21 protein-coding genes are annotated in these 22,418 nt (G+C 40.4%); 12 read left to right on the top strand and 9 right to left on the bottom strand.

The features are described 5' to 3' along the window. Positions 1-206: 206 nt before the first annotated feature. The 3 genes from ACFG4S_RS03690 to petC form a co-directional block, all read right to left on the bottom strand. Positions 207-896, bottom strand: coding sequence for an SAM-dependent methyltransferase (locus ACFG4S_RS03690; RefSeq protein WP_392533519.1), 690 nt, complete (start codon positions 894-896; stop codon positions 207-209). 317 nt (positions 897-1,213) lie between these two features. Continuing rightward, positions 1,214-2,215, bottom strand: coding sequence for a cytochrome f (gene petA / locus ACFG4S_RS03685; protein WP_392535900.1), 1,002 nt, complete (start codon positions 2,213-2,215; stop codon positions 1,214-1,216). Positions 2,216-2,396: 181 nt separating this feature from the next. Further along, a complete protein-coding gene (gene petC, locus ACFG4S_RS03680; RefSeq protein ID WP_392533518.1) occupies positions 2,397-2,936 on the bottom strand; it encodes a cytochrome b6-f complex iron-sulfur subunit in 540 nt (179 codons plus the stop codon). A gap of 228 nt (positions 2,937-3,164) precedes the next feature. Between petC and ACFG4S_RS03675 the strand changes: the two genes are divergently transcribed. The 4 genes from ACFG4S_RS03675 to ACFG4S_RS03660 all read left to right on the top strand — a co-directional run bounded on the left by ACFG4S_RS03675 (position 3,165) and on the right by ACFG4S_RS03660 (position 8,550). Next, the gene (locus tag ACFG4S_RS03675) at positions 3,165-3,473 is read left to right on the top strand and encodes a DUF3067 family protein (RefSeq protein WP_392533517.1); all 309 of its coding nucleotides are present in this window, start codon (positions 3,165-3,167) and stop codon (positions 3,471-3,473) included. Between the two features lie 190 nt (positions 3,474-3,663). Continuing rightward, positions 3,664-6,663, top strand: coding sequence for a response regulator (locus ACFG4S_RS03670; RefSeq protein WP_392533516.1), 3,000 nt, complete (start codon positions 3,664-3,666; stop codon positions 6,661-6,663). Positions 6,664-6,737: 74 nt separating this feature from the next. Next, positions 6,738-7,529, top strand: a complete 792-nt coding sequence (locus tag ACFG4S_RS03665; RefSeq protein WP_392533515.1) for a DUF4058 family protein — start codon at positions 6,738-6,740, stop codon at positions 7,527-7,529. Between the two features lie 34 nt (positions 7,530-7,563). Next, positions 7,564-8,550 (top strand): diguanylate cyclase, encoded by a 987-nt coding sequence (locus ACFG4S_RS03660; RefSeq protein ID WP_392533514.1) that lies wholly within the window; start codon positions 7,564-7,566, stop codon positions 8,548-8,550. A 69-nt stretch (positions 8,551-8,619) separates the two neighbouring features. Here the strand turns inward: ACFG4S_RS03660 and tatC are convergent, their stop codons facing one another. Then, positions 8,620-9,414: a twin-arginine translocase subunit TatC gene (tatC, locus tag ACFG4S_RS03655; RefSeq protein ID WP_392533513.1), complete on the bottom strand. Its 795-nt coding sequence runs from the start codon at positions 9,412-9,414 to the stop codon at positions 8,620-8,622. Between the two features lie 451 nt (positions 9,415-9,865). On the opposite strand from tatC, the gene ACFG4S_RS03650 reads away from it, so the two are divergent. The 5 genes from ACFG4S_RS03650 to modA all read left to right on the top strand — a co-directional run bounded on the left by ACFG4S_RS03650 (position 9,866) and on the right by modA (position 15,766). After that, a complete protein-coding gene (locus ACFG4S_RS03650; protein WP_392533512.1) occupies positions 9,866-10,096 on the top strand; it encodes a hypothetical protein in 231 nt (76 codons plus the stop codon). 178 nt (positions 10,097-10,274) lie between these two features. Beyond that, the gene (locus ACFG4S_RS03645; RefSeq protein ID WP_392533511.1) at positions 10,275-11,135 is read left to right on the top strand and encodes an SDR family oxidoreductase; all 861 of its coding nucleotides are present in this window, start codon (positions 10,275-10,277) and stop codon (positions 11,133-11,135) included. A 402-nt stretch (positions 11,136-11,537) separates the two neighbouring features. Next, positions 11,538-11,705, top strand: a complete 168-nt coding sequence (locus tag ACFG4S_RS03640) for a CopG family transcriptional regulator (RefSeq protein ID WP_392535899.1) — start codon at positions 11,538-11,540, stop codon at positions 11,703-11,705. A gap of 928 nt (positions 11,706-12,633) precedes the next feature. Then, on the top strand, positions 12,634-14,676 hold the full coding sequence (gene ligA / locus ACFG4S_RS03635; protein WP_392533510.1) for an NAD-dependent DNA ligase LigA: 2,043 nt from the start codon (positions 12,634-12,636) through the stop codon (positions 14,674-14,676). 295 nt (positions 14,677-14,971) lie between these two features. Further along, on the top strand, positions 14,972-15,766 hold the full coding sequence (gene modA / locus ACFG4S_RS03630) for a molybdate ABC transporter substrate-binding protein (protein ID WP_392533509.1): 795 nt from the start codon (positions 14,972-14,974) through the stop codon (positions 15,764-15,766). A 244-nt stretch (positions 15,767-16,010) separates the two neighbouring features. On the opposite strand, the gene ACFG4S_RS03625 is transcribed toward modA, so the two are convergent. From ACFG4S_RS03625 to ACFG4S_RS03610, 4 genes are all read right to left on the bottom strand, one after another. Next, entirely contained in the window at positions 16,011-16,568 is a 558-nt protein-coding gene (locus ACFG4S_RS03625; protein ID WP_392533508.1) for a peroxiredoxin, read from the bottom strand. 56 nt (positions 16,569-16,624) lie between these two features. Next, complete coding sequence (gene sipA / locus ACFG4S_RS03620) at positions 16,625-16,867, bottom strand: regulatory protein SipA (protein ID WP_392533507.1); 243 nt, start codon at positions 16,865-16,867, stop codon at positions 16,625-16,627. Positions 16,868-17,189: 322 nt separating this feature from the next. Next, positions 17,190-17,708: a Coq4 family protein gene (locus ACFG4S_RS03615; protein ID WP_392533506.1), complete on the bottom strand. Its 519-nt coding sequence runs from the start codon at positions 17,706-17,708 to the stop codon at positions 17,190-17,192. A gap of 86 nt (positions 17,709-17,794) precedes the next feature. After that, entirely contained in the window at positions 17,795-18,289 is a 495-nt protein-coding gene (locus tag ACFG4S_RS03610; RefSeq protein ID WP_392533505.1) for a Spy/CpxP family protein refolding chaperone, read from the bottom strand. Between the two features lie 506 nt (positions 18,290-18,795). Between ACFG4S_RS03610 and ACFG4S_RS03605 the strand changes: the two genes are divergently transcribed. Next, entirely contained in the window at positions 18,796-20,061 is a 1,266-nt protein-coding gene (locus ACFG4S_RS03605) for a sensor histidine kinase (RefSeq protein WP_392533504.1), read from the top strand. Continuing rightward, entirely contained in the window at positions 20,061-20,723 is a 663-nt protein-coding gene (locus ACFG4S_RS03600) for a response regulator (protein ID WP_392535898.1), read from the top strand. Before ACFG4S_RS03605 ends, ACFG4S_RS03600 begins: the two co-directional genes overlap by 1 nt. 362 nt (positions 20,724-21,085) lie before the next feature. Here ACFG4S_RS03600 and ACFG4S_RS03595 read toward each other — a convergent pair whose 3' ends face one another. Continuing rightward, positions 21,086-21,511, bottom strand: coding sequence for a nucleoside deaminase (locus ACFG4S_RS03595; RefSeq protein ID WP_392533503.1), 426 nt, complete (start codon positions 21,509-21,511; stop codon positions 21,086-21,088). 94 nt (positions 21,512-21,605) lie between these two features. Between ACFG4S_RS03595 and ACFG4S_RS03590 the strand changes: the two genes are divergently transcribed. Beyond that, positions 21,606-22,397: an ion transporter gene (locus ACFG4S_RS03590; protein WP_392533502.1), complete on the top strand. Its 792-nt coding sequence runs from the start codon at positions 21,606-21,608 to the stop codon at positions 22,395-22,397. Positions 22,398-22,418: the final 21 nt, after the last annotated feature.

Genomic DNA, 22,418 nt, shown 5'->3' with positions numbered 1-22,418 from the left:
GACATTTGATATGAGAAGTTATATTATTGTTATAACAACTGTTATAACTTACAACTAAACTATAACAGATTCCGCAAAAAGTGACTATAGGTTAATACAAGTAAGAATTTTTGATTAAGTACATATACTTTTAAATATCAAGCTCGGAGTCTCATAAATAGACTTAGAACCATAACATATAAAAAAAGACAGGTATCTTGCCTGTCCTATAAGAGATTAACCCTGGTCATAATCTTCAACATCTGATTGCCGCATTTTTGAAATTCGTAAGCAACAGGCTGAATCTTTACATCAAATCCTTGACTGGAAAAAGTTTGGATCGCTGACTCAATATAAGGTGATATTTCACCATCAAGTTTTAACAATGGAAAAATCCTCACCTCTGGAGAGATTCTCAAGAGTTCATGAATAGATGCGATGTGAAAATCGAGTGATAGCTGCTCAGAGTAAAGAAAGAGTAAATGGGAACACACACATAACCCAAATTGATTGTTAGCTAGTTCTAGATTTGGTAGAGATAGCGGTAAGTAGCGCCCTGCTGTTTTACCAGTTTCATAGTCCAACAAAAATTTCTCCATCGCTGCTAGACGGGCATAACCAAGTTCATCTGCATCACGAAAGTTATTCCAAATGTAGCTGCTTGAATTTTGTTTAACCTGCTTTATGACTGGCTCGTAAGTTTCTATAACTCGTTGTTTTATTTGTTCAGCAGAAAACTGATAGAGAGGATCAATAGACACAACTGAATGTCCGAGTTCTGTCATTTCAGCATTGAAGCTGGCAGGCCCATCACCACACCCAAGAATTTTCATATTCAGGTCTGCATCTGATAAGGCAAACATCAGCTTGTACTCTTCAAGAGTTCTACCCCACGGGACAACCTCATTTAATTTCATAGGTAATTACCGTAAATTGCCAGCCATTACAAGTAAATGTAGTCATTAATGTATAACTACATCAGCTAATATCAAGTTGCACTAATTAATTATAATAAAATCTATGAATCTAGGTTGGGTTGAACAGCAGTCAAACCCAGTATCAACAGGGATTGTTGGTTTCGTTCTTCAAACGCCACGTGCTACAAGTCAGCATACCCGCCCAACGCAGTGGTTCCCCAACCTACACATATTATAAATGTTTAACTGAACCTGACATAACACATAAAAAAGACAGGCAAGATGCCTGTCCTGTAAATAATGATTTAGAAGAGAATTTAGAAATTCATTTCAGCAGCTTGGACTCTTTCAACCTGCTTTTTCTTCAGCACCAACATAACTTGAGCCAACATCACAAGAGCGATGAACGCAATCAAGCCTTTGACTCTGCCGGCATCTTGCAGTACGATTTCTGCATCTTTTTGACCAAATCCACCAACGTTGGGGTTATTGGTCAAAGCATCGCCAGTCTTAACTGCTTGTCCTTCGGCAACAATCAATTCTGGTCCTGCGGGAATTGTATCAACGACAACATCACCTGACTCTGGTTGGATGTTCACCAGATATTTAACGTTACCGTCTGCATCTTCCTCTTTGGCAATTTTGGTAATCGTACCAGTGGCGGAAGCATTGTAAAGGTTATTGTTGCTCTTTTCGCCAGTGGGATAAACTTGTCCGCGTCCCCGATTTCCACCTACGTGAACTGAATATTTACCGAAGTGGATGTTTTTGTCGGTTGCGGGGTTGGGAGAAAGAACTGGGAAGATGATTTCTTGATACTGTTCACCGGGTAAAGGTCCGACGATGACAATATTTTCTTTGTCTTCGCTGTAGGGTTGGAAGTAAGTATCGCCGACTTCTTCTTTAAGTTCTTCAGAAATGCGGTCTTCTGGAGCAATCTTAAAGCCTTCGGGTAGCATCAGCACAGCACCGACGTTTAAGCCAACTTTTGAACCATCGGCTCCAACTTGCTGGGCGCTGGTATCGTAGGGAATTTTCACCACAGCTTTGAACACAGTGTCAGGTAGCACTGATTGAGGAACTTCCACTTCTGTCGGCTTGGCTGCTAGGTGACAGTTGGCACAAACAATCCGCCCGGTTGGTTCGCGGGGGGTTTCAGGATAGGTTTGCTGTGCCCAAAAGGGATAGGCGGCAGCTGATTGGGGAAGGGCTAGATCGCTGGTGAAGTAAAATGTCACAGTAGCGATCGCTATGAGCAATATTTTTACCATTGCTCTAGCACTGCGAGTTAACCTCGCCATTATGGAAGCATTTCTCATCTCTGTAAGGGCAATGATTGAATTGGTCATTGGGGATTGGGCATTAGGAGTGCTGAGTGGTGAGTGGTGAGTGCTGAGTTAGGAGTTAGGAGTTAGGAGTTATGATTATCTCCTCTACCCCTCTGCTCTTCTACTTCCTCACTCCCTGACTCAGAACTCAGCACTCATAACTCAGCACTGATTAAGACCACCAAGGTGCTTCACCGTTGCGGAAGTCGGTTTCAGTCCAAGGGGTCAAAACAATTTTGTCGTCGTTTACATTGGTATGGGCTAAAGCCAAAGATAGCGGTGCTGGACCCCGAACAACCTTACCAGTTTCGTCATACTGGGAACCATGACAAGGACACTTAAATTTGTTCTCAGCAACGTTCCAGGGAACGACACAACCTAAGTGGGTACAGATGGCGTTAATGCCATAATTTTTGATCGCCTCTTTGCTGTCTACCACAATATAGGTTGGATCTCCCTTTAGTCCTTGAACTAGGTTGCGATCGCCTGCATTCCGGTTTTCGAGAAATTTAGTGACACTAACATCGTTACCTAGCTCATCTTTTGCCGTTGCACCGCCACCAGCACCACCACTAGCAGGTGGAATAAAGTAATTGACAACGGGATACAATGCACCCAGAGCTACTCCAGTGACAGTCCCAAAAGTGAGCAGATTCATGAACTGACGACGCCCCATATCGGGCACGTCTGCTGATTCAGAAAATTGAGCCATAATCTACGCGCTCTTTGTGTATTTTATTAAGCATTTTGACAAAAGTACTGTACTTGAGGAACTCTTGTCTAAGTCGAAATGCTAGCGCTCACAACGATGCCATACTTCTCTGTTCCAAGATATATTTAGCATCTTTTCTGTTAGCATTACATTTCTTTATATCCTTATCATACTGGAGTCACGGAACTTAACATCATAACTAAATGTAAAATCTGATTGAGAAAAGCTATGACAGGACAGGAATTACGCCAGATGTTGCTTGATAAGTGGGGATATTCTTACGATGTGCAGTTTCGACGGGCACAGGGAAAGATATTTTTGCAAGTAATGTGGAAATATTTAGAGCAAGCTTCTTTTCCCTTGAGTGAGGCTGAGTACCAAGAGCATCTTGATAGCATCGCCAATTATCTTCACGCCTTGGGTGGAACAACACAAGTACAACAATTTATCACCCAAACACGCGATCGCCCCAGACTCGGTAAAGCTGTCAGCATTCCTCTAGATTTGGGTGAACGTTCTTCGGAATGGATATTATGATCGAGTTTTTCTTCTTTTTTCCTCTCTGGTAATAGCTAATTAAACTAATTCCAGGTAATTATCCTTGTCTGAATTTTTAACTTAATATTCACAACTTTATTGATTTCCAAAACCGCTTATCTTAGCTATGCAGTCACCAAATCCGATCTCACTCTCCTCGCTAACCCCTTCAATACTTACGGCGTTAGAAATGTGCAGTGATGAATCGGTGTATGCTCCCGGTTATATTCAGCCGCATGGAATCTTGCTGATGCTGCAAGAGCCACACCTGAGAATCTTGCAGATTAGTGAAAATGTGGAACAGTTTTTTGGGATTTCGGCAGAAGCATTGCTGGGTCAACCATTGCAACGATTGTTTTCTGGCGATCAAGTGCAGCGACTTGCTGGGTATCTAGCTCAAGATAACTTGGAGCTTTGCAATCCGTTTCAACTAAAAACGCGGCGGCGGGTCGCCCAGACTGATTGGCAACGGAAAAATCAGACATTTAGAGGTGTGATGTACCGGATGGTAAATGGGTTAATCCTGGAACTAGAACCTCAGCAATCCAGCAACAGAATCCATTCAACCCAGTTCTATCACCGCTTACAAGGGGCGATCGCCAATCTCCGTAATGCCACTAACCTGAAAAGTATGGCTCAAACCCTTGCCAGAGATGTCAAAGAAATGACTGGGTTCGATCGGGTGATGATCTACCGCTTTAAGGCAGACGATAGTGGTGTAGTGATTGCAGAGCAGAAACAGAGAGATTTAGAAAGCTACTTGGGACTGCACTATATGGCGACAGATATTCCCGCGCCAGCCCGCAAGTTGTTTTGCCACAAGTGGATGCGATTCATTCCCGATATCAATTACACCCCAATCCCCCTGATTCCCCGCAACCATCCTCTGACGGATACACCCCTCGATCTGAGTAATTCTGTGTTACGAGGAGTGTCTCACTATCACATTGAATACTTACAGAATATGGGGGTTGCTGGGTCGATGACAATTTCGTTGCTCGATGACAAACGCCTCTGGGGATTAATTGCCTGTCACCACTACAGCCCGAAACTAGTGGATTATGAAACTCGCAAAGCCTGTGAATTTTTAGGACAGTTTGCCTCAATTGAACTGGTGCATAAGCAAGAACAAGAATTGCATTTTTACCGAACACGGGTGAAAACGATTCAGGATCAACTGCAAAAGACATTATTGCAAGAGTCCAATTTTATTGAGCAAGTGTTGAGCCGAAATACTTTTCAATTACTGGAGCTAGTTCATGCTCAAGGAGCAGCGATTTCACTTGATGGTCATCTGACATTAGTTGGTCAAACGCCATCGATCGCCCAAGTGCAGGATTTAGTGACATGGTTGGTGCAACATCAGGGGGAACAAGTGTTTGCTACCAATTCGCTCTCACGTTTATATCCAGAAGCGAAGGCATTTAAAGATCGAGCTAGCGGTATCCTCGCAATTTCAATTTTATTCAATCATGTTAAACAAAAGTCTTACCACATGATCTGGTTTCGACCAGAGCAAATCCAGACAGTGAATTGGGTGGGCAACCCTCAAGATACGGTGACAATCAATCAAATTGGAGAGATGGAATTGTGTCCCCGAAAGTCCTTTGAACTGTGGAAGGAAACTGTGAGAGAAACTTCCTTGCCTTGGGAGATTGCCGAACTAGAAGCCGCTACCGAGATGCGAAATACGCTGATGTTGGCACTGCTAGAGTTTTCCCAAATAGCTCTAGAGCAAGCGGCAGAACAAGCCGCGATCGCCAACCGTGCCAAAAGCCAGTTCCTCGCAAAAATGAGCCACGAACTCCGGACTCCTCTCAATGCCATTTTGGGATTTACTCAGTTGATGAACCGTAGCGACAAGATTCCATCTGAGTTTCAGGAAGATTTAGACATCATTAGCCGCAGTGGAGAACACCTGCTAACCTTGATCAATGATGTATTGGAAATGTCGAAAATTGAAGCGGGTCAGTTACAGCTAACGGAAAATTGTTTCGATTTGCAGCAACTAATCCACTCCATCAGAGATATGCTTGCTCTCAAAGCTGTAGAAAAAGGAATTGATTTGATCGTAGAGCAGCATACCAGCGTTCCTCGCTATGTGTATGGTGACGAATCAAAACTGCGCCAAATTCTACTCAACTTATTAAGCAATGCGATCAAATTTACGACAACAGGTAGTGTCACTCTGCGATTAGAAGCTTTGACTGGGAAAGTGGGCAGCATCAACTCACTTGATTCAAGAGAGACCAATGATTCCAAACCAGTCATCACCCTTCATATCGAAGTTGAAGATACTGGATGTGGTATCGCTCAGTCCGATCTGGAAACTGTGTTTGCAGCCTTCATGCAAACAGAACGAGGTCGTCATACTCAAGGGACAGGTTTGGGCTTATCAATTAGCCGTCAGTTTGCCCGTTTAATGGGTGGTGATATTACAGTCCGAAGCACCCTAAATCAGGGGTCAACTTTTATTTGTGAAGTTTTACTGAATCTGGGCAACTCAGTAGATATCATCGCGCCGGAAACGACTCGCACTGTTATCGGTCTAGAACCCGGACAACCCACTTATCGCATTTTGGTGGTGGAAGACTTTCAAGAAAATCGTCAGTTGCTCATCAGGCTATTGGAATCAGTTGGGTTCGAGGTCAGTGCCGCCGAGAACGGAAATGAAGCGATCGCTCTTTGGGAAAAATGGCATCCCCACCTGATTTTAATGGACATTCAAATGCCCGTGATGGATGGCTACGAAATTACCCAGCAAATTCGCGGGAGGGAGGTAGGCGAAGAGGTAGTGATTATTGCAGTAACGGCTTATGCCTTTGAGGAAGACTACAACACCAGCATTCAAGCAGGCTGCAATGACCACATCAACAAACCATTTATAGAAGCTATCTTATTTGAAAAGATTGCCCACTACTTAGGAGTCCGCTACCGCTACCGCGAAGAAGCTTTATCGGGGTTAGACCAGCAAACTTTAATTCAGAAATCCCTAACAGCCAAAGATTTACAGGTAATGTCGCCAGAGTGGATTATTCAGGTGCATCAAGCAGCTTTGGATCTCAATGATGCCGAACTCTACAATCTCATCGCTCAAATCCCCAACCAGGAGCAAATTCTTGCCAATACTCTAAAATATCTGGTGGATAACTTTGAGTTGGAAGCGATCGCCAATCTCACCCAAACTTAGGAAAGCGATTAAGGAATGTAAAAGAAGCGTTAATTTAGAATCATCCTAATTCCTCATTTCAGGATAGTAGAACTATGAATTATCCATTTCCCGGAATGAATCCTTATTTAGAAAATCCTGTGTTTTGGTCAGAAGTACATCATCGATTGATAACAGCGATCGCAGATACTATTGAGCAAAATATTCCCCCACAATATCGAGTGGCAATTGAACAACGTACTTATTTAAGTGATGACTCCGATTCTATATTAGTTGCTATCCCTGATGTTTCTGTTTTTTCTCAACAAAAATTACCGCAGCAATACTCATCAACTGCTACCCAAACAGAAACGTCAGAAGGCATCACGGTGATGATACCGTTACCTGAACATATTACAGAAAAATACTTAGAAATTCGAGAAGTTTCTACAGGTTTTGTGATAACGTCTATCGAAATTTTATCGCCTAAAAATAAACGCCCAGGCGAAGGTAGAAAAGCTTATGAACTGAAACGCAAACAAGTTTTAGCTAGTCTTTCTCACTTAGTCGAAATTGATTTACTCAGAACTGGAAAACCCATGTCAGTTTTAGGGAAAATTCCTGTAACAGATTATCAAATTATTGTTAGCAGAAGTGAAACACGTCCTCAAGCTAAATTATACGGATTTAGCATTAGAGAAACGATTCCCATATTTCCATTACCTTTACAGTCAGAAGATATAGAACCTATTGTAGATTTGCAATCTTTATTGCATGGCATATATAATCGTGCCAGATATTACTTAGCAATCGATTATAATAAAGAACCAGTACTACCTCTAAAACCGGAAGATGCTGTATGGTCTGATACCCTTCTACGCGAACAAGGGTTAAGGAGTAATTCGTAATTGATTCAGAATTTTTCCCATTTTCCTTATCCTCATGGCTAATTTACTTAAATCCCCTTCAGAAACGAATATCCTTGTCGTGGACGATACCCCTGATAATCTACGGTTGTTAGCCAAAATATTAGAGTTGCAGGGTTACATCATCCGTAAATCCATTAACGGGAGAATGGCATTACAAGCCGCCGAACGACATCCGCCGGATCTGATTCTGCTTGACATTAATATGCCCGAAATGAATGGCTATGAGGTTTGTCAACAGTTGAAAGCATCAAAAAAAACAGATCAAATTCCGATTATTTTTATTAGTGCCCTTGACCAAATTAATGATAAAGTGCAGGCTTTTGAATTGGGTGGACAAGACTATATCACCAAGCCATTTCAAGAACTTGAAGTGCTAATGCGAGTCAGAAATCAGCTACTTATCAAACAGCAACATCAACAACTTATTGAGCAAAATCAACGTCTAGAAGATGAAATTCAGAAACGTCTGAAGGCTGAATCAGAGGTAAGGCAACTATCTTTAACTGATGAATTAACAGGACTATATAATCGCCGTGGTTTCTTTTGGCTAGCAAATCAGCAATTCAAAATTGCCCAACGCACACCAATATTCTGCTGTCTTTTGTTTGTTGATTTAGATGGTTTAAAGCAGATTAATGATTCTCTAGGACATGAAATCGGAGATAAGATGCTCGTTGACACAGCTCAATTACTAAAGCAATCCTTCCGTGATTCGGATATTATTGCCCGTCTAGGAGGAGATGAGTTTGTCATATTTATTCCTGTCTGCTCCCAAAATACAGATGAATTTTATCCTCGATTGCAAGCAAATATCGATCGCTTTAATCAAGAGCATAATTACTCATATCAACTATCCATAAGTGTTGGTGCTACCCAATGTGCTTTAAATGAAAAAGTTTCACTAGAACAACTGCTAGAAAAGGCTGACAAGCTAATGTATGAGCATAAACGTGCTAAACGCCTCGTAGATGGAAGTAAAGAGAATAACGCGATTTACTGAGTTCAGATAAAAAACTAGCGATGTCTATGGTGGGCTACACCTAGGCTAAAAACCAGATCGTAATATATGTTATTTCCCTGTAAGTTTCACTAGTCCAATTCCACCAAAGTAAAGTCCCAGCACTGCACCAGCTAAAAGACTTTGGGTAAAGGGGTCAGTAGAAGGTGTGAGAATAGCTCCTAAAATCACTGCTCCCATAATCACGTAACGCCAACCAGAAACCATCTTCTCAGACGAGACAATATTCAAGTTACCGAGTAAGAGCTGGATAATGGGAATTTGAAATGCTAAACCAGTGCTGAATAACAGTAACAGCACAAATTCAAAATATTTGTCTATTGACCAAAGTTGTTCAACTACATCTGCTCCGTAGCTGATGAAAAATTTCAAAGCTGCGGGGATAAGAAGCAAATAAGCAAATACTAAACCCCCTGCAAATAAAATACTTGACCCCAAAACCACAGGTCCCAGTAAACGGCGTTCGCGGCGAGTTAATCCGGGAAGCACAAACTGGATAATTTGGTAAAGAATTAAAGGACTAGCAAGTATCAAACCAGTGTAAGCTGCGACTTTAAGGGAGACAAAGAAATATTCTCCAGGTGCAAGTTGAAGAAATTTTACTCCTTGTGCTGGAAGCTCAAGTAGCTGAACAATTGGCTTAACGGCAAAGAAACAGCCGATAATACCCACCGCTACAGCAATCAGCGAAAAGAAAATTCGCTGTCGCAACTCTTCTAGGTGGTCGAAAATGGACATTTCGACCTCATCTGGCAACTCATCTAAAGGATCTGTTTCTGAGTTGCCATCTGCTTCTGGGTCAATATCAGGAGAGATTACAGTATCTACGTCTTGTGAAGGCGTCATGAGTCAGTTACTAGGCAACATTTAATTGAGTGCTGAGTGCTGAGTGTTGTTAGCGGTAGCGGGGCGTTTAGCCCGTGCTGGGTTAAGAGTTAGGAGTTTTGTTTATCCCCTTGTCCCGTTTTCCTTCCCTGTCCCTCATCTCCCCACTCACAACTGAGCATTCTTAACTATTTTATCCGGGGAATGCAGCTACCAGGATATGTTTTTGAGTCCTGTGGGTTTTTTGTCCTGTTTTTTCGGTTGACATCTGCATAAGTTAGTAGTAAGTCATCTTGTAGGCTATGCCTAACCTGAAAATAGGTGGAACCGATAATTTGTAAATCACGTCTCTGCGGCTAGTAGGACTGAGTAAATTAACACAACATCAACGTACAATACTCAGTTTTTCAACTCCGGTTCATCAAGGTGGCATCTATATCTAGCGTAATTGGAAATTTTTAACTGAGGTTGTATGAACCGGACAATTTGCATTGGTCTAATGGCATTGCCTGTTTATTTATCCAATGCTGGTATAGGTTTTGCTTATGGTAGTGACGTGATAAATGTCAAAAACCAGTACTCTATAGTAGCTGCTTTCATGGTTTACAGCACAAATGCCTCCTCAGGTATATTGCCGTGGCAAATGTCGGCTAGAGATGACCAAACTGAAGATTGTCTTCGCTCTGGCATTTGTAAAGATTGAGGCTAAGTAAGTTGGTCAAATTAAATATAAAACCTCACCCTACCTCCGGCTTCCCTCTCCTTAGTAAGGAGAGGGATTGAGGGTGAGGTTTGATCTTATGTTTAATTACGCCTACCTACTTAATTCGTAATTCGGACAGATAAAAATATTACAGCAGTCCCATACTGAAAGAAAACTAATGGTTGCAGGAAATTATCAAGGTACGGTCGTAGTCACAGGAGCATCAACAGGAATTGGTCAGGCATGTGCTTTGCTTTTAGACGAACTGGGATTCTCTGTTTTTGCTGGTGTGCGTCAAGATATTGATGCTGAAACACTCAAGCAAAAAGCTTCGCCAAAACTAATTCCGGTTTTTTTAGATGTTATTGATGCTGAATCGATCGCTTCTGTAGTCGATCGGGTAACAAATGCAGTTGGTGATGCTGGGATTGTAGGCTTAGTCAATAATGCCGGGATTGCTGTTCCAGGTCCCTTGGAATTATTAGCGATCGCTGAATTTCAACACCAAATGCAAGTGAATGTTACCGGACAACTAGCTGTAACACAAGCATTTCTTGGTCTATTGCGCCAAAGTCGCGGTCGAATTGTCAATATGGGTTCCATTGCTGGTAGAAGTCCTACCCCGTTTTTAGGCGCTTACAATGCGTCAAAGTTTGCCCTAGAAGCACTCACTGATGTGATGCGTATGGAGTTACGACCTTGGGGAATCTCGATTTCAATTATTGAACCTGGTTCTATTGCTACCCCAATTTGGGATAAATCCCTAACTCAATCGGAAATCGGACAGCAGAATTTGTCGCAATCAGCACAAAATCTCTACGGTCAGGCGATGGATATTGTACGTAAGAAAATGCAGATTATTGCATCTAAAGGCATTTCTCCGGATATGGTCGCTCAAGCTGTTATCCATGCGCTGACTGCCAAGAAGCCCAAGACACGCTATCTCATTGGACAAGACGCCAAAATCGGAGCATTAGTAAAGCATATTTTACCCGATGAGCTACATGACCGTCTAATTCTATATTCAATGGGTTTGTAGACCATACCATTTTGAATTTTGGATGTTAGATTTTGCAGAAAGTCAAAGCAAAGCTAAGGTTTGCCGCAATCTGTTAGCCTAGGTTAGGAAATGCTATCGAGGGTCGGAAACCTGCGCTATGCAATGGCTAGATTACATTTAAGTTTATTAATATAGCTTCAAATATTAGTGCGGACTTACCTAGATATAGTTGAATACTAATTTCATATTAGATTCACAATAATTGCAGTTAAATTAGCTAAACTTTACATTTAATAATAAAATTTATCTCTTCACTATTAATCAAGAAAATATACCGTTTTGCTTCATTATTTCTTGAACGCAATTTCATTGATTATACCATTGTAGTAACAGCTTAAAGAATTGATATTAGAGAAGTAGTTTCAAAACAGAGCTTGTCTAATTATGAATAAAAAATGGGCTGTTAAAAGATTTACAGTCAATCTCGCATCAGAGGAGGCACAAAAGCTTGAAAAATACTGTTCGATGACAGGAAGACCAGCAACCGATGTCATTAGGGAGTTAATTCGTTCTCTTGCTATTAATGAGGATAAATCCTCTGAAAACTAGAGCGTATTTGCAAACTTATAACCAAAGGATAATAGCTGCGATCGCCAGCATTTATAAGTAGTTCGGTGCTTGTTTATCGTAGCAAGTAACTCAGAACAAAATTGTTTAAAGCGGTTAATAGTATGCTTGACTCGATTCCGTTCATTATTAATATGGACGTATAAGCTTTTTGATTAATTTCGCTTAATCACTTACAGCAAATTAAAGTCGGTGAGCGTCTGAATAAATCAATTTAGGGACTAACAAATAAAAATATTCAATTATTTATTGTGACGTGGGTATCTTGCCCGCCATATATGGGCGCTTATGTTGGCCACCCCGCAATATTGGATAATTTTTTTCTTGGAGTTCCTTTTAGACCCCCACCAAATTGCAAATTTGGTGGTTTTCAATTAGCACCAAGTCATATAATGTGCGGTTGAAGACTTTTCATTAGGGTTCATAGGGTGATGTGGGGACACAGAGACGCGGAGAATTTTCAAGCTTCCAGAAGAAAATTAATGCGATGAACCACTAGTACTCTGTCGCAAAAGTTTTGAAGATTTATAAAAGTTTGTAGTCAGCACTTCAGTGCTTAAAATTGAGCGATAAATCACTCACTACAAACCCAGCAAAATTAATGCGACAGATTACTAGGTACACATCTATTATCTTCTTTTCTGTTGCCCCAACCCTGTTCCCTAACTATCGCGCTTGCGCTGTGCTTAGCTCAGCACCCAAGTGATGTCAGGAATCAAATCGGATTGTTATATTAACTCTACCGATGGATGCGAGTATTTGTATTAAACCTAGTAACCTAGAAAAGTAGATTTTGTCATGTAAAGCCAGAGCCACTCGACTATCAGCCTAAGGCGATGTATCCACAACCTGCCATAAGCAGGTTTTATCGTCTTTAAGTTTTATTCCTAGATATTTTACAAAAACTCTTATGACACAGATTAAATTTGAAGCAAAGCGCATAGAAGAACTGCGCCAGTTATTACAACAAGCCAGCTATGCTTATTACGTCTTAGATGCTCCTATTATGGAAGATACAGTCTACGACCAGCTATATCGAGAACTGCAACAACTGGAAATTCAGTATCCAGAATTAACAGCACCTGATAGCCCCACTCAGCGCGTAGGTGAGAAACCAGCAACTCAGTTCACCTCAGTGCGCCATAATATTCCCCTATACAGTCTAGAGAATGCATTTAATATCAATGAGTTACAAGGATGGGATCAGCGTTGGCGGCGACAAGTACCTAAAATAGACTCAGTAAAATATGTCACTGAACTCAAAATTGATGGTTCTGCCTTGGCTCTGACGTACCAAAATGGCATTCTAGTCAGAGGTACAACTAGGGGCGATGGGGCGACAGGTGAAGATATCACTCAAAATGTGCGGACAATTCGCTCAATTCCTCTGCGGTTGAATTTTGAAGGCTTAGAAATTCCCGAAAAAGTGGAAGTAAGAGGTGAGGCTTTTTTGCCGTTGTCAGTGTTTAAACAAATTAACGAAGAAAGGCAAAAAGCAGGTGAACAATTATTTGCCAATCCTCGTAATGCCGCAGCAGGTACACTCAGACAACTAGATTCGCGCATTGTCGCTAAGCGGCGATTAGATTTCTTTGCCTACACCTTGCATATTCCTGGTAGAGATGACGCCAGTATTGCTAATACCCAATGGGAAGCCTTGGAGTTGTTAGAAAAACTGGGTTTTCGAGTCAACCCCAACCATAAATTGTGTGCTTCCATAGCAGAAGTCGCAGAATATTATGAATACTGGAATACGGAACGGCTGAATTTACCCTATATGACTGATGGGGTAGTAGTAAAGTTAAATTCTTTTAAACTTCAGGAACAGCTAGGTTTTACACAGAAATTCCCCCGATGGGCAGTAGCTTTGAAGTACCCAGCTGAAGAAGCACCCACCCGTGTGGAAAATATTGCTGTGAATGTCGGGAGAACGGGGGCGTTAACACCTTTAGCAGAGATGCGCCCTGTGCAATTGGCTGGGACAACAGTTTCTCGCGCTACTTTACATAATAGCGATCGCATTGCTCAATTAGACATCCGCATTGGCGATACTGTTATTGTCCGCAAAGCTGGGGAAATCATCCCAGAAGTCGTCAGGGTAATTAAAGAACTTCGTCCTGCTGACACCGAACCCTTTATTATGCCGACCCATTGCCCAGTCTGCGATCAACAGGTGGTGCGAGAATCAGGTGAGGCCGTAACCCGATGCGTCAATGCTTCTTGTGCAGCGATTCTCAAAGGTTCCATTGAACACTGGGTAAGTCGTGATGCCTTGGATATTAAAGGTATGGGAGAAAAACTGGTATATCAACTCGTTGATAAAGCTTTAGTGCATTCCGTTGCCGATTTATATGAGTTGACAGCAGACAAGTTATATGCATTAGAAAGAATGGGGAAAAAATCGGCAGAGAAATTGCTAGATGCGATCGCTCAATCGAAAAATCAACCTTGGTCAAGGGTATTGTATGGTTTAGGCATCCGTCATGTTGGCAGTGTGAATGCCCAATTATTGACTCAGAAGTATTTCACTGTAGAACAGTTGGCAACAGCAAAGCAATCAGATATTGAAGGCATTTACGGTATTGGTGCTGAAATTGCTCAATCTGTTTATCAGTGGTTTCGGATTGATGCCAACCAAACATTAATAGAACGGTTGCAGACACAAGGATTGCAATTTACTGCCCCAGAGTCTACAAAAACAGTTAGCGATAATAATCAAAAGTTCGCCGGGAAAACTTTTGTGATTACGGGTACTTTACCAACCTTAAAACGCGATGAAGCCAAGGCGTTGATTCAAAATGCTGGGGGAAAAGTGACTGAATCAGTCAGTAAAAAAACAGATTATTTGCTAGTAGGGGAAGATGCCGGTTCCAAATTGGAAAAAGCCCTTTCATTGGGAATTATGCAGCTAAGTGAAGCGCAGTTGTTGGAGATAATTGAAGATAATTCGTAATTTATAGGCTGTTTTATGCCGTCTCCATTTCCGCGAATAAACCCTTAGCTTGAAAACCCCGAATAATTGTCTGAGTATATCATCGGTTAATTACGGCGATCGCTTTTGCAAGCAAGGGGTTAGCGATAGCTTGTAATTAAAGTCACGCTCAGAGCGATCGCCCTGAACCTTAAAAGAATACTACAGCTTTTGGTATTAATGAGATTTTTACCGATATAGTTGGTTGTTTTTTGGTATTTTTGGTACTATTCTATCTAGTATCAATTTTCTGAAAAACCTTTCAAACGCCTTTTCCATGAAAAGAAGACAAATTTTTGGCTTCCTGGGTATTGCAATTATTGGATTGCTCCTAACAGTTGGATTACCTTTGGTTACGCCTTCTCCCGTAATCGCACAGTCAAACACCGACATACTGATATCTGCGGCTGCCAGCTTAAAAGATACCCTCGAAGAAATTAAGCCTCTCTACCAACAAAGTAAATCAAATATCAATATTAATTATAATTTCGGGGCATCTGGTGCATTACAGCAACAGATTGAGCAAGGTGCCCCAGCCGATATATTTATTTCTGCTGGGAAAAAGCAAATGGATGCCTTAGAAAAAAAAGGACTCCTCGTATCGGGTACTCGTGCCAACCTAGCAAATAACCGTCTCGTTTTAATTGTGGCTGACGATATTGTTGGTATCAGTAGCTTCTACGACTTAACAGATGCCAAGATTAAGAAAATTGCGATCGGTGAACCGAGGAGCGTACCCGCAGGGCAATATGGGCAGGAAGTATTAAAGAAATTGAAACTTTACGATCGCCTTAAACCCAAATTAGTTTTTGCTAACAATGTGCGTCAAGTTTTGGCAGCAGTAGAAAGTGGTAATGCCGAAGCGGGTTTAGTATATGCTACTGATGCCAAAATCTCTAAGAAGGTAAAAGTTGTAGTGGCTGCTGATGATAAATATCACTCACCCATTGTTTATCCCATCGCTGTCCTCAAAAGTAGTAAAAACCCTTCTGCTGCCAAAGAGTTTGTCCAGTTTTTATCTACTAATCCAGCCAAAGATATACTCAGAAAATATGGGTTTATTGTGCCTTAATAGCTAGCAACTTATCAAGTTTAAATTGATGGGTAATTAAGTTCGTAGTCAGGACTTTAGTACTTACTAAGCTGATGCGTGTCTAAAGTATATAAACAATCTTGATGGTTGTTCACTGTTGATTGTTGACGGGTTTTCAGTCATCAGTCATCACTCATCGGGTAAATGTACGCCACAGATCCCCAATTTTTTAAACAAGTCGGGGATCTTTCTTATTTATGTACGTTTGATTTTGACTAATCTTCTAAGAAGTTGCCGACTGCAACTTTTCTAGTTTTGCTAGTACTTCTGAACTGTGAATAGTGGGGTTGACTTTGACAAACGTCTCACGCAAAACGCCCTGAGGATCGATGATAAAACTGTGGCGCATAGATAAGAAACCCAGCCATGAACCGTAAGCTTTACTCACTGACCCATCAGTATCAGCCAATAGGGGAAATTTTAGTCCCTCTGAATCACAAAATTTAGCGTGAGAATCAATATCATCGGCACTGACGCCGATAATTTGGGTGTTTTTTTCGAGATATTGGGGTAAATCTTGCTGAAAACGACGAGCCTCTATGGTGCAACCAGAGGTGAAGTCTTTAGGATAAAAGTACAGAACTAACCACTTCCCGCGAAAATCAGAGAGGGAAATTTTGCCATCACCAGTGTTGGTTGGCAAAGTAAACTCTGGTGCGGGTTGATTAATTGCAGGAAGTTTACCACCAAGAGCATCAGCAGCAGGGGTAAAATTCAGCCAGCTGATAAGAAAAATACAGCTGGCAAATAATATGCTAAAAAAAGTGCGGCGGGAAATCATGGTGCAAACCAGAATCACAACTTTACACAAGTTTACATTCTTGCTTGCTGCTAATCTTACTCTAAGTCAGATTTGGGAGGGATATCTGTGCTTTCGATGTATTGGCTATCTAGAAGAAAAGCTCCCTTAGGAAAGCGAATACCCCAATATCCACCGGGTCTGCGGTCAAGGACTATACCTTCTTCGCCAATATGAATCACGTTGGGAGGGCGCAGCATGGGCATAGGTTCAGCTGTTTTGACATAGGGCGGTAATGCCACAACACGGACTTTACTACCAATTGCGAATTCTTTGGACATTTTGAAAAAGTTAGAAGTTTCGATCAACTCATAACTCATAATTAGCTTGAAAGTCTATGCATTGGGTATTGGGCAAACCAGTTCCGTTAGCGGTAGCGCGGCGTTTAGCCCATTTTGAGTAAATAAGTGGGATTTACCACTCAGTACTCAGCACTCCTGAAGGGCATTGGGCATGGAAATAGGGAAAGGGAAAGGGAAAAATTCTATCCCCTTTCCCATCTTCTGCAAGAAGTCTATATAGAGCAGATTTGAAGTTGGTGAAAAACAGGTATAAAGCCTGTTTTAGTTGAGAATTCACCAATTCTTACTCCTGAATTCTGCTTTAATTTTTGATTGTAAAAAATAATGCCTGGACATTAGTCAAGGGTAAGTGCCACAGTATTTCCGGTTGCCAATTATCTGGGTCAAAGTGGGAGTGAAGACCACGTTGGTATGCTTGCCAGAGTCTATCCCAGCTAAATTGTTGTTGAGAGTTTAAGTTTTTATGGATGGCTCGCAACAATCCTAACCCAAGCATAAAGTTAATTATGCTAAATTTTGTTCCTAATAAAAATGCCTGTAGTTCTGCTTCACCCATCAGGTCTGTGCCATAGCCCGTGAGGATGTGAACGCCGTCATGGAGTTGCTTACGGCGGCTACCTGTAGTGAAAGGTTTTAGGTTGTGTTCATTGAGGAAATCTGCCCAACTTCTACCAAAAGTGCCAGTAGGGAGTAAACGCAATTTTTCTATTTCCACAATTGGAGGAACATCTCGCCCTTGTATTTTAGCGATGCGATCGAGTAAATCTAATACCTGTTGCAAGGGAATAATGGAATTGGAGTAAGCCGCAGAGGATTGCATTTTAATCTAAATAATCTATTTTGGGATGAGATGGGCGGCATTGCCCACCCCAGTACTGAGTAACTATATGTTTCCAAAATTAAAGTTTATTGGGAATTGCGTTGTTGACGACGCTCTTTCATATTTTGGTGGAATTGCTCTAGTTTTTGCCGCTGTTCGGGGGTTAAGATTGCCTGAATCTGTTGTTTCTCTGATTCCCGGATTTGTCGCATTTGGGTTTTTTGCGCTTCAGTCAGATTTAAATCACCAAAACCCTTTCCTCGGCCTCGGTGCTGGCCTGGTTGTCCTTGACCTGCTTGGCGCTGGGCTTTACGCGCTTCCATTGCTGCTTGTAACTTGGCCTTTTGTTCTGGCGTCAAAACTTCTTCAAATTTAGCGCGGCTAGCTTTGTGAATTGCCTCCATTTGGCTTTTTTGGGTATCTGTTAGACCCAAATCTTTCCAAGGACCCCTTTCTTTTTGTGGAGTTTGTGCAAGTAGCACGGGTGAAGGAGAAGCTGTTTGAGCTACAACAGCAAAGGAGGTTGCAGTTAAAGTTAGGGCGATCGCTCCAGCAACTAGCGATAATGCTTTGAGTTTCATTACTTATCTCGTGGTTTTTCCTGGTTGGATGCCACCATCATAAGAATTTATCTTCAATAGTTACATGAGGAGAAAGTCATGGTTACACCCATGACTAAAGTCATGATTCAACTATGACTAAGGTGACTGACAATAATATAAGTTAAGAGTTAAGAGTAGAGATAAGATTAATTGTATCTGTACAGGAGTTATAAATCAAAAGCTAAAAGTTAAAATTCGAGAATTACGGGTGAATATTTTGATGATAATTAGTTGATAATTTCTTATTTAGTTTATTATAAAATGCTTTAATATTTAGAATTTATTCTTAGTTTATTACTCAGCCAACGGGAGCATCCCAAATGTGCAAAAACCTTGATAGCCCTCATCCCCTAACCCCTTCTCCCATGTTTGGGAGAGGGGCTAGAGATGAGGGAAAAGATTTAAGCTTGCATTGGGATGCTCCCCAGCCAACAACTTAATGTTTTTGTATTCCAAACTCATTCATAAATGGAGGAAAGCGACTGATGAATCCTCTAATTCAAATTAAAAAACATCCTTTTCCGTCTCTGCTTTATTTAGAATGGATATTGCTGGCAATTACTGCTTTAACAGCAGTTATACCACCTCCTTTACGGCGATTTCATCCTAAGCCTACAGAAGTAACAATTTGTGGGATGTTTCCAGACTTATCAATTTGTGGTCTATTGCCAGAATTGTCAATTTATAGTCTAGTTATTTTTGCGTTAATGGGCTTATGCTTACCTAGAACTAACCAAGTAAATAAGGTAATCTACACAATTAGCGAAATTTTATTAATTTTAATGACTGGACTTTTTGGCGAGAGATTTGCTCGCCTTTTTCCATTTCTTTACATAATTTTAGTTACTCGTAGTTGTTTCATTTTTCAGTTACCTGGGCGTTTATTTGTTACCAGTCTATCATTTACTTTATTTCTCCTGACTACACAATTAAAATATCAGTTATTTAGTTTTCAATCTTCACCACAGGCGCAAGAACGTTTTCGATTTTTGAGCTTGAACTGGTCATTGGGATTCGGTTTAAGTTTAGTTTTTGTATTGTTGATGATGAATGCAGTATTATCTGAACGGCATAGTCGAGAAAAATTAGCGATCGCTAATGAAAAGCTCCGTCAATATGCTATGCGAATTGAAAATCAAGCTACTTTAGAAGAACGAAACCGCATTGCGCGTGAAATCCATGATTCGTTAGGACATTCTCTAACTGCTTTAAATCTGCAACTAGAAACTGCTTTAAAACTATGGCAATCTAATCCAAGTAAAGCTGAAACATTTCTTACAACAGCAAAGGAATTAGGTTCAAAAGCGCTAAAAGATGTTCGTCAATCTGTTTCTACTATGCGTTTTAATCCCTTGCAAGAGCAATCTTTAGAAAAGGCGATCGCTAGTCTTGCAGAAAATTTTCATCGCTCCAATGGGATTTTACCAATTTATCAAATCAACATTGAATATTCTCTACCACCGGAAATCAATACCGCTATTTACCGCATTACTCAAGAATCTTTGACAAATATTTCTAAATATGCATATGCAACAGAGGTTAAACTAGAACTGACTATGACAAGAGGTAATTTACGATTGATTATTCAAGATAATGGTAGAGGTTTTGATGTCAAGCAAAATACTACTGGTTTTGGACTTCATAGTATGCGCGATCGCACTTTAGCACTTGGAGGTGAGTTTAACATTAATAGCGCTCTTGGTTCTGGTTGCAAAATTACAGTTAATATTCCCTTAACAAGGTTGACATGATGATTAAAGTCTTGCTGGTAGATGACCAAAGTTTAATTCGTCAAGGATTAAGAGCGTTATTGGAATTAGAACCAGATTTAGAAATAGTGGGAGAAGCAGAAAACGGCGAACAGGCGATTAATTGTGTTGCTCAATTTCAGCCAGATGTGGTACTACTAGATATCAGAATGCCGATTATGGATGGAGTTGCAGCTACGGGAGAAATTCAAAAACGTTTTACTAAAACGAAGATTTTAGTACTCACTACTTTTGATGATGATGAATACGTATCAGCAGCATTGCAAAATGGAGCAATGGGTTATTTGTTGAAAGATACACCATCAGAAGAATTGGCTGTTGCTATTCGTGCTGTTTATAAAGGATACACTCAATTAGGCCCAGGAATAGTTAAAAAACTATTGACTCAATTTTCTCATCCTGCACCAACCCAGTCACCACCTCTACCATCTAGTTTAGCTGAACTCACTCCCAGAGAAAAAGAGGTTTTGCGATTAATTGCTACAGGCGCTAGTAACCGAGAAATTGCTCAGGAACTCTATATTTCTGAGGGGACGGTAAAAAATCATGTTACGAATATTTTAAATAGATTAAATTTGCGCGATCGCACTCAAGCTGCTATTTGGGCAAATACATATTTATCCTATTTGAAGGAACCAAGTTAAATAATTCGTAATTCGTAATTCGTAATTTTAATCTCTCTATAGGACTAGTATTTGATTTTTGAAATATTCGTAGAAATACATGTAGTAGCGTGTCAAGACTAAATTGTTGCAAAATAAATTGTAGGTTGGCTTGAGGAACGAAACCCAACACTCGGATCAATGTTCGGTTTCGCGTTGCTCAACCCAACCTACATCTAATTTAGCTGTGCCAGACTACTACAAATACTTAGATTTTTTCAGAAATTAAATATGATTCCTATAGCAATTCTATTTGATTTGTGAGAATTCTAAGACGCAGATACCCAACTTTTTTAAGAAGTTGGGACTTTTGTTTCTCACAAATGATTTAGGATTGGTATATCTTATTTAAATAATTCCAAACATTCATTTTTTAAAACATCTTTTGTGACTTTGATATTTCTAAATGACTTAGCAATCACCTCTTCGCAAGATATATTAATTTGCGATTGATTTACAGTTATTAAATCTTGAATTGAAGCACCATATACGATTTCTGATAAACCACTCCAAACACAAGCAGTTGCACACATTGGACAAGGTTCGCCAGTTGTATATATGCTATAACCTTCTAAAGAGGGGTTTTTAAGTTTAGCTGTTAAACTGCGAATAACGTTAATCTCTGCATGAGCTGATGGATCGTTGTCTCTCCTCACAGTATTATGAGCGACAGCTACAACTTCGTTATCTTTGACAATCACTGCACCATAAGGCGCATCTCCTGCTTTTGCTTCTGCCAATGCTAAACGCATAAAATGTTCTTGGTTCATAATATATAAGCTGAGGTTAACATAAGGATAATCGTTAATAATATCCTATTTCTAATGCTATAACTGGAAATTAAGAGTTAGCTAATGGTCGAATATGTTATTGAGTAGACAAGACACAGAATTTTACTTAAAAGATCTGGAAACGCCAATAGGTAAAGCGATTAATTTAACACTTGCGTCTTTGGTGCTAATATCATCAGGAATTTTTGTGGTAGAAACATACAATATTCCTGATTATATGCGGTTTCAGTTAAATGTAGCTGATATTGCGATCGTTATTATCTTTGCGGTGGAATATTCACTCCGACTGTGGAGTGCAGAAAACAAACTTAAGTATATTTTTAGCTTTTATTCAATTATTGATTTAATGGCGATTTTGCCATTTTTTCTAGGAATGGTCGATATTAGTTTTATCCGCCTACTACGATGGTTTCGGATTTTACGATTAATCAGATTTATAGATAGAAAATTTTTATTCGCTAGTATCAGTACCGAAGATGGGATGATTTTTACGCGAATATTATTTACATTATTTGCAATTGTTTTTATTTACTCTGGTTTAATTTATCAGGTCGAGCATCCAGTTAATCCGGAAAATTATGGTACATTTTTAGATGCATTTTATTTCTCAGTTGTCACAATGACAACTGTCGGATTTGGCGATGTTATTCCAATTTCTGAATTAGGGCGTTTGCTAACAGTATTGATGATTTTTACAGGAATTGCCCTGATTCCTTGGCAAGTGGGAGATTTAATTAAGCGCGTGGTAAAAACTGCAAATCAGGTAGAAACAGTTTGTTTAGGTTGTGGTTTGGCTTTCCATGACTTAGATGCTGGATTTTGTAAAAGGTGTGGGACTAAGTTACCTAGTCGCAGGGTTGATTGAGGTGCAATCGCTATCTACATA

The organism is Nostoc sp. C117, from assembly GCF_043099735.1.
Taxonomy (GTDB): Bacteria; Cyanobacteriota; Cyanobacteriia; order Cyanobacteriales; family Nostocaceae; genus Nostoc.
Note: the sequence above shows the minus strand (reverse complement) of the source record. Positions and strands in the feature narration are given on the sequence as shown.